Genomic DNA, 8,314 nt, shown 5'->3' on the forward strand with positions numbered 1-8,314 from the left:
TTTCGGAAGAATTAAATTTGGGTTTAGATAGTTTCCTCTTTTTGGATGACAGTCCTTTTGAGCGTGAACATATGAGAAACAAGCTTCCTGAAGTTGTAACTCTTGAGCTCCCTAAGGATCCTGAGGAATATGTCCGTTTAGGTTGTTTGAAGATAACGATACGTCTGTTACGCGCCCTCCAGACACTGTAACACCAAACCATGTAGAAACAGACGCTGTCAACCAACGGGTATTATCTGTCCAGTTTGCGCCGTCGGTGCTATCGTACAACGCCACAAGCGCGAGGGAGTCCTGCGCCGGTACCTGCGCCGATAGTTTTTGAACCATTTCGTTTAATTGGAACATGATAAGGGTAATCAGGATAATGGTAATTCTCCGTTTCATGATGTCTCCTATTTTCGTCTTCATTCGACTTAATGATATCGTGGTCAACGTTTATGTATCTCTGCAAGTGAGAGCTTTTGTTCCGAGTCTAACGGCAAGGCTGAGTTGCGGCAGGTGACAGGGCACCTAACCTGCGAATTAAAAATAAACTTTGAGAGGGCACGAAACCCAGCCAACGAGCCGAAGCCCTGCCGTCAACTCCAGCCAGTGTTAGGCGATTGTGTATCGCAATGCTCAAATAGTTCTCCACGTAGTACACGATGACAATTTGACTGGAGTTTAGATTTGATGTAATCAGAATCAATAAGATTATTGAACATCATTATCCAACCTTATTCCTTTTAGAATTCTTGCGCCTCCAAGCAATACTGGAGATTCCTTGTCTATCTCGATTCGTGATTTTCCAAGCAATGCTTTAAGTTTAGATTTCACAAAATCGGGGTAATATCTGCTCTCGTAAAATTTGACAAAGTTATAAATAAAATATCTAAGAATTTTGTTCTTGGGCAAAGCATAATCAACAATCATTATGATTCCTTTTGGTTTAGTAACTCTGACCATCTCTTTCAATGATTTTTCTCTTATAGCCAATGGCATTTCATGTAATGCGAAGGAGACACAAGAAACATCAAAATGTCTATCCTCAAATGGTAAATTTGTAGCATCAGCAACTTCAAATTTTACATTTTCATATTTATTCTTCTTTTTGGCTATCTTCACCATATCATCCGATAAGTCAATACCAATAACATCATAGCCATTTTTAGCAAATGCAAATGCCTGTTTTCCAGTTCCAGTTGCAACATCCAGTATTCTTGAGCCATTTCTTGCATTAGTAAAATCTGCAACTTTATCCCTAATTCCTGAAAGGAATATACTAACAAAGTCATAAATGGAAGCCCATCTTCCAAACAATTTCTTTATGTATGAGTAATATTCTTCATCCGTCATAGATTACTTTCAAATTCTATTTGACATAAGTAATTATTTTTTATTTCGCGCCTAACGTTGCAACTCACCCGCTGCGGTGAAAGTAGTACTATACTTTATTTGAAAATTAGTTCTTTACTAAATTCTCAAAATCTGGAATTGCGGATCCGCTGAGCAGTCGGGTGCAGTTGCGTGTTAGCCATCAGATGCTTTTGGGCTCCGATTTTCACTAACGAATGCAGTAAGCTTCTCAACCTTCCAGCTTCTTGCTTGATGTCCCCGAATAAGCATCCTAATTATTATTCATAACTATCTTCGTTTCCCTCCTTCACTCAATCTTCGATCTCCGAATCTGGCCAAAAGGGTGATGGAAGAATTGTCGGTTGCTCAGGTACTCCTGCAGCCTTTTGAAGTTCGATTTCCTGCAAAAGCATTGTAGGGGCTATAGTACTTACATTAATGATCCCAGATTTCGCACGACACACCCCTTTGAAAACCGCGTAATTATTCCCAGTTGCCATTATTTTGTTTATGCTTATTAGGGGAGTTCCAACTAGATCTACTCCCCTGACGAGTGTTTCCTGCCCGTTATCAACATTAACTGTATAAACTAAAATTGGCGTTACACGAAAAGCTCCAGGTCGGCCAGTCTGAAGTGGTCCAGTTATACCGCTCTGGTTATGCTTCAGAATAAGACCATAAGGTTTACCTTGTTGCTTTACCTCCTCAATTAACATCTGCTTCAATTCTTCTGGACTAAATATCTTTTTACTTTCTATAATAAGATTGCTCATGCGTGCCATAGGATCTAATCCATGCCCTGGGCTTTTACGGGCGTGTCCATTGGATTGGGGAAACCCTTCAATTGGTGTACGGGAGAGCAAGAAAGTTCTCAACACCCCATCCTCAATGAGAACAACCCTCTCCGGTGTAACTCCTTCGTCGTCATATTGATACGTTCCATTAAGGGTCTTGCCTTGAAAATAATTCAGCGTCGGGTCGTCAATCACCGTTAGAAACTCTGGAATCACTTGCTGACCCACCTTTCCTTTGAAAGTTTGCTGTTCTTGCTTGGCTCTTTGACGTTCCCCTTCTAACCTATGCCCGATTGCTTCATGGAACAAGACACCAGCCACGTCTGGTGCCAGGATGGCAGGACCATTGTAGGGTTGAAGCACTTCTGCTTCGCGAAGTTGCATAAGCTCTTCGGCCATCCGCTTGACTTCATCGTTAAGTGTCTCGTCGTTTGGTAGCTCTTCAGGGATACGTGTTGCGAAGGTACGGAAGTTTTGCAGTAACATTCCATCATCGGCACGTGTTTTACAATTAACATTTACCTCGTAATACACCTCGTCCGTTGTAATAGTTGAGCCTTCTGTGTTCACATAGTAGGTAGAAATCTTAGTACCAACAACTCTCATTGTTGGATCGAAGATTCCTTTTACCTGAGCTAATGAGCGTGTTACTTCTCGAATTCTATCTGCCCAGAGGTTCTCGTTGAGTTTTAATTTTTTGATTGGTCCGAAGTTTGTTTTTTTGATGTCTGGCGCGAAATCGTCGGCATTCTCTTTATCCGACGCAAATGCCATCTCGCCCTTTTTGCTCTGATAGTCCGATATGGCTCTTTTGTAACTAACGTCGGTAAGCTTCCAGAAAACGGCTCTTAACGAATTCTCATCATTATCTAATGGGGCGAAGGCTTGTCGCCTGAAAAAAGGAGACCTGCTACCTCTTCGCTGTTCTCGATTGGTATTATCAAATTTATAGTCCCCGACTCTTATTTCTACAAAGGCTGTACGACGTTTAGGTGGCCCGAGTCGCATCTGAATGCCACCATACGTTCCAAATAGCCCAACCGTTTCGGCCTCTTGAAGCTGGTAGGAGATAAAATAGGGTGATTCAAACCCTTCCATATGCAGCTCTTTTTGAGAACGCTTTAGCTCTTTGCTTAAGGCCTGGACGATTTTTTTCCGTGCACTATCATTAGAAATCTCATTATCCTGTTGTGCAGCAAATGTGAAAGATGTGATGAGAACCGCTAGAAGCGCTCCAATAAGCAGATGTTTAAACTTTATAATCTTCATAATTAATCCTCTCAATTTCTATGTCATACCTTTAGTGTTTGTGGACAATCGTGGAAACACATGTTTTTACGTATACTTTGTACCTCCCATTGCAGGCTAACAAGTGATTGTACAGTTTCTGAATAACATTAATCCTATACTAAATGCCAGATCAAAAGTCAATAAGAATTATTGCATTAGGCTAATAAATTTCGTACTCTCCAAGAGTTGTGCAGTTTCTGCTAAACATCATGATATGAATATTATCCAAATGGTACTGCCTGAGATCATATGAAAAAAATACCTGTCACGTTGGATAATTTATCCTATGTGACCTGACAAAATTCAAAATCTATATGTCACTTATTTAATGATTGCTTACTTTTTTTATGAAGCTTGACTTTATCTTGGGAGCTTTAGAATCATGAGTTCATTGCCGCAGACAATCGATACAATTCCTTTAACAGGGGATGAACTTTTTGAAAGGGGTGATCTCGGCCCATGTGAATTGATTGCAGGGAGGATAATACCCATGACCCCTGCGGCAGGGCCACATGGATTTATCGAACTAAATGTCGGATATGAGTTGAAAACGTTTGTTAACCAAAATAAACTTGGTTGGGTACAAACTGGCGAAGTTGGTATTTACACCGGCCGCAACCCGGACACTGTTCGAGGGGCTGATGTGATTTTCATTTCAAAAAAACGGCTCAAAAAATTACCTAAAACAGGATTCCTTGAAGTGGCACCAGAAATTAGTTGTCGAAATTTTTTCGCCTTCTGAAACTTGGAAAGAAATCGAGGACAAAATAGATGAATATTTTGCTGCAGGGGTGAAGTGGATCTGGGTCGTAAATCCAAAGAACCGGGATCTAATAATTTATCAGGGCGACAAGGAACCAAAAAAATTAAGAGAGAATGATACTCTAATTGGTGAAGATATTTTATCTGGTTTTGAATTAAAGATTTCAAAAATTTTTGCTATTTTAAAAAATCTCCACCTTCTCTTCAATTAAAAATAGAACAATAATAGCCTAATGGAATTTAAATATTAGTTCCGTCCTCGTTTTCCAACCACCTACAGGTCGTCAACCTCAGGACATCTTTTTTTACTTGACAAATTTGTTGCAAATCAACATTTTCACCAGAAGCCTCCCTTGCATCTGGGCTAAAAGAAACGCTCATAACTTTAACAAACCTTGAGGTCATTATGAAACGTAGAAAATTTTTACAGCTTACATCGGCCAGCGGTCCTGCCTTAGCGCTGACGGGCCTAATTTCGTGTACCACGTCCGAAACGGAAAAGAAATCAACCACCGGGCATAAAGTTAAGCCGTTCGAGCTGGACGAATTGACGATCTCGGATTTGCAGGACGGAATGAAGTCCGGCAAGTATACAGCTCGCTCTATTATTGAAAAGTACCTCGAGCGCATTGCTGAGATGGACAAACAAGGTCCATCCCTGCACGCGCTCATTGAGGTGAACCCGGATGCGCTGTCGATCGCAGAGGAATTAGATAAAGAGCGGCAACAAAATCAGCTTCGAGGCCCAATGCACGGCATTCCGGTGATCCTTAAAGATAATATCGATACCGCAGATAAGATGACCACCGCCGCCGGCTCCCTCGCGCTCGTTGGCTCAATTGCGGCTCAGGATTCTTTTGTGGCTCACAAACTTCGGGAAGCCGGGGCCATCATTTTAGGCAAGGCCAACCTCAGTGAGTGGGCGAACTTCCGTTCGACGCGTTCCTCAAGTGGTTGGAGCGGCCGCGGCGGACAATGTCGCAACCCCTACGTTCTCAACCGAAATCCGTGTGGTTCGAGCTCGGGTTCGGGAGTTGCGACGGCGGCAAATCTTTGTACTGTGGCTATCGGCACGGAGACCAATGGTTCCGTTGTCTGTCCGTCCTCTGCAAACGGGGTTGTGGGAATCAAACCTACGGTGGGTCTGGTCGGCCGTTCGGGAATTATCCCCATTGCCCACACTCAGGACACCGCCGGCCCCATGGCGCGAACGGTAAGTGACGCCGCCATCCTGCTCGGCGCCCTCACCGGCATTGATGCGCGGGACGACGTAACCAGGCAAAGCCAGGGGAAATCGCACCAGGATTATACTCAATTTCTCGATGCGCAGGGCATGAAAGGCGCCCGCATCGGGGTGTCCCGCAACTATTTTGGTTTTCACGAAGGCGTGGACAAACTCATGGAGGACGCCATCCAGGCAATGAAGGATCTCGGCGCAACTGTGGTTGATCCGGCCGACGTTGAGACCCGCCGAAAATACGGCGATTCAGGATTTGACGTGCTTTTGTATGAATTCAAAACCGACCTCAACAAGTATCTCGCCGCCCTCAACGAGGAGGTTGCAGTCCATTCTCTGCAGGAACTCATTAAATTCAATGAAGCCAATCAAGAGAGAGAAATGCCGTACTTTGGTCAGGACATTCTCATAAAAGCTGAAGCGAAAGGCGACCTGTCGACTCCGGAATACAAGGAAGCTTTGGACAAAATTCTGCGGCTCTCCCGGGCTGAGGGCATCGACGCGACTTTAAACAAGCATAATGTAGATGCAATTGTTGCCCCAACAGGCGGACCCGCCTGGGTGACGGATTGGGTCAATGGCGACCACTTTTCAGGCGGCAGTTCATCACCGGCGGCCAGAGCCGGGTATCCCAACATTACGGTGCCTGCCGGGTTCGTTCACGGTCTGCCGGTCGGCATCTCTTTCTTTTCGCGGGCCTATAGCGAGCCTTTGCTGATCAAAATAGCCTATGCTTTCGAACAGGCGACCCAACATCGCAAACCGCCGCGGTTCCTGCCGGAGGTCGATTTTGGATAAAATAGAGAAACAGCTCGGAATCGCTCGTAGCTCCCCCTCGATGTCATTCCGACCCAAGCAGAGTGTTGCAGTTTCCGTTTTTATAGCCCGACGGCGTCTCGCCGAGGTCCTTCCCGGCCTCGGCGGGGACGCCTTCGCACTGGTTTTGTCATTCCGACTGAAGGGAGGAATCTGACGAAGCACCGACTATATTTATGGTAGCATTTTTAACTTATAAAAAAAAGAGGATTTAAAATTTCAGATTTCTCGTTTCACTCGAAATGACATGAAGGGTTTTTAAGTCTCCCAGTATTTTGAATTTTTTTAGTCAAGTGTTTAAAAATATGGTAATCTAAAGGAGTTTTAGTGCAAAAGGACCTGCGAGAAATTATCCGCACAATTATTGAGTATGTATTTAGGCGAAAGGGCCTGAATTATATTCTTTATATTATGGCTGCATTTTGGATACGGGAAGCAACCAACCTGAGCGCCAGCGAAGGAATAGAAACACTCCTGCAGGCCATAAAAGGAAATGCTGAGTTCCCACATTGGCGATACCTTATTGCCAGCATCGGTGGCATCCTGTTTACCGAAGGGAGCTGGCTCATTTTCACGCTCACCTCGGCGATGATCTTCTTCTTTGGCTTTCTCAAATATAAAGAGATTAGCAAATCCGACAGCATTTCTCCGACAGAGTTCCTGGATCAAATTAGAGACATTCAAAAAGATGATAAAAAATTTCTGACCGCACGGCCTCCGAAAACCACCGGATTTATTGGCAGAGAGGAGGAGCTAAAAGAACTCGATGATCGCTTGATAGCAAAAGACCAGGTGTTGCTGGTGAATGGTCTGGGTGGCATTGGCAAGACTGAAGTTTGCCGCACCTATTTTTGGGCAAACACAAAGAGGTTCGAAAAACTTGGCTGGATAGACTACCTCGGCAATCTCAAAGAGTCTTTCACGAATCAATTTCAAATTAAAGAAATTTCCGTGACTGAAAACGAAAGCCTGGATGAGCGCTTTGCCAAAATTCTTCATTACCTGGCCAACCTGGACCCGAACTCGCTGCTGATAATTGATAATATAGAAGACCTTGAGGACCCGGATTTGCCCAAACTCCGTTCACTACCCTGCAAAGTTATTGCCAGCTCCCGTTTAACTCTGAAAGGCTTTGAAGTCTATCCCCTGGGGTTTTTGAGCACGGAAAAATGTAAAACTCTTTTTATGCAAAACTACCAGGGCAAGCCTGATGATGCAGCCTTAGAAAAAATCATTGAGCTGACCGGACAGCATACCCTGAGTGTTGAACTTTTGGCGAAAACGGCCCGGAATGGCGATTTGGAAATAGCCGAGCTTCTAAACCGGCTGCAGGAAGCCGGATTTAATTTGACTGAAACAATACCGGAAAGTGTGGAAACCACCTGGCACGATGAAACTCAAAAAAAGCGCTTTTTTGAGCACATGGAAAGTGTGTTTGAACTTGCAAATATCACCAGGGATGAGCAATCTATTTTAGCCAATCTCTCGGTATTACCGGCAGTTTTTATTGAGCGAAAACAGCTGACCGACTGGCTGAAATTACAGACTAAAGACCACCTTAACTCCCTGGTTGAAAAGGGCTGGCTGCAGCAGCAAGGTTCTCAGGTTTTTATGCACCAGATTATCCAGGACGTGGCAAGGCATAAACTTAAACCAACGGCAACGACTTGTGAACAGCTTATTGACAATCTCACGTGGAAACTAAAGGTTGAGCCGGGCGACAATCCGCTCGCTAAAGCAGGGTATGTTGTATTTGCCGAATCGGTCTTAGCCCGCTTAACACAATCAGATGAAAACCTGGCCTCTTTGGCAAATAACTTAGCTCAAATTTATCAAGATTTAGGGCAGTTGGAAAAAGCTCTGGAATTTCAAATGAAGTCTTTGAAAATCATGGAAGAGATTCTCGACCCAAAACATCCGTCTTTAGCCACCTCGTACAATAACTTAGCTACAATTTATAAAGCTTTAGGGCAGTTGGAAAAAGCGCTGGAATTTCAAATGAAGTCTTTGAAAATCAGGGAAGAGATTCTCGACCCAAACCATCCGGATTTAGCCACCTCGTACAATAACTTAGCTACAA

7 protein-coding genes are annotated in these 8,314 nt (G+C 43.9%); 4 read left to right on the top strand and 3 right to left on the bottom strand.

Features of this window, described 5'->3' with window-relative positions:
* Positions 1–111: 111 nt before the first annotated feature.
* The 3 genes from IH879_14990 to IH879_15000 form a co-directional block, all read right to left on the bottom strand.
* Entirely contained in the window at positions 112–384 is a 273-nt protein-coding gene (locus IH879_14990) for a hypothetical protein (GenBank protein ID MCH7676239.1), read from the bottom strand.
* 309 nt (positions 385–693) lie between these two features.
* On the bottom strand, positions 694–1,335 hold the full coding sequence (locus IH879_14995) for a methyltransferase domain-containing protein (GenBank protein MCH7676240.1): 642 nt from the start codon (positions 1,333–1,335) through the stop codon (positions 694–696).
* 311 nt (positions 1,336–1,646) lie between these two features.
* Entirely contained in the window at positions 1,647–3,398 is a 1,752-nt protein-coding gene (locus IH879_15000) for a TldD/PmbA family protein (GenBank protein MCH7676241.1), read from the bottom strand.
* Positions 3,399–3,801: 403 nt separating this feature from the next.
* Here IH879_15000 and IH879_15005 point away from each other — a divergent pair, with 403 nt between their 5' ends.
* The 4 genes from IH879_15005 to IH879_15020 form a co-directional block, all read left to right on the top strand.
* Entirely contained in the window at positions 3,802–4,161 is a 360-nt protein-coding gene (locus tag IH879_15005; protein MCH7676242.1) for a Uma2 family endonuclease, read from the top strand.
* A complete protein-coding gene (locus IH879_15010; protein ID MCH7676243.1) occupies positions 4,115–4,393 on the top strand; it encodes a Uma2 family endonuclease in 279 nt (92 codons plus the stop codon). Before IH879_15005 ends, IH879_15010 begins: the two co-directional genes overlap by 47 nt.
* A gap of 194 nt (positions 4,394–4,587) precedes the next feature.
* On the top strand, positions 4,588–6,216 hold the full coding sequence (locus tag IH879_15015; protein ID MCH7676244.1) for an amidase: 1,629 nt from the start codon (positions 4,588–4,590) through the stop codon (positions 6,214–6,216).
* A 345-nt stretch (positions 6,217–6,561) separates the two neighbouring features.
* On the top strand, positions 6,562–8,314 hold a 1,753-nt coding region (locus tag IH879_15020; GenBank protein MCH7676245.1), incomplete at its 3' end, for an ATP-binding protein.

The organism is candidate division KSB1 bacterium, from assembly GCA_022562085.1.
Lineage (GTDB): Bacteria > Zhuqueibacterota > Zhuqueibacteria > Oceanimicrobiales > Oceanimicrobiaceae > Oceanimicrobium.

Excerpts from the sequence above, each read along its gene's own strand:
- IH879_15015 (MCH7676244.1), top strand. The coding sequence starts at position 4,588 with ATGAAACGTAGAAAATTTTTACAGCTTACATCGGCCAGCGGTCCTGCC.
- IH879_14990 (MCH7676239.1), bottom strand. The coding sequence starts at position 384 with ATGAAACGGAGAATTACCATTATCCTGATTACCCTTATCATGTTCCAA.
- IH879_14995 (MCH7676240.1), bottom strand. The coding sequence starts at position 1,335 with ATGACGGATGAAGAATATTACTCATACATAAAGAAATTGTTTGGAAGA.
- IH879_15000 (MCH7676241.1), bottom strand. The coding sequence starts at position 3,398 with ATGAAGATTATAAAGTTTAAACATCTGCTTATTGGAGCGCTTCTAGCG.
- IH879_15005 (MCH7676242.1), top strand. The coding sequence starts at position 3,802 with ATGAGTTCATTGCCGCAGACAATCGATACAATTCCTTTAACAGGGGAT.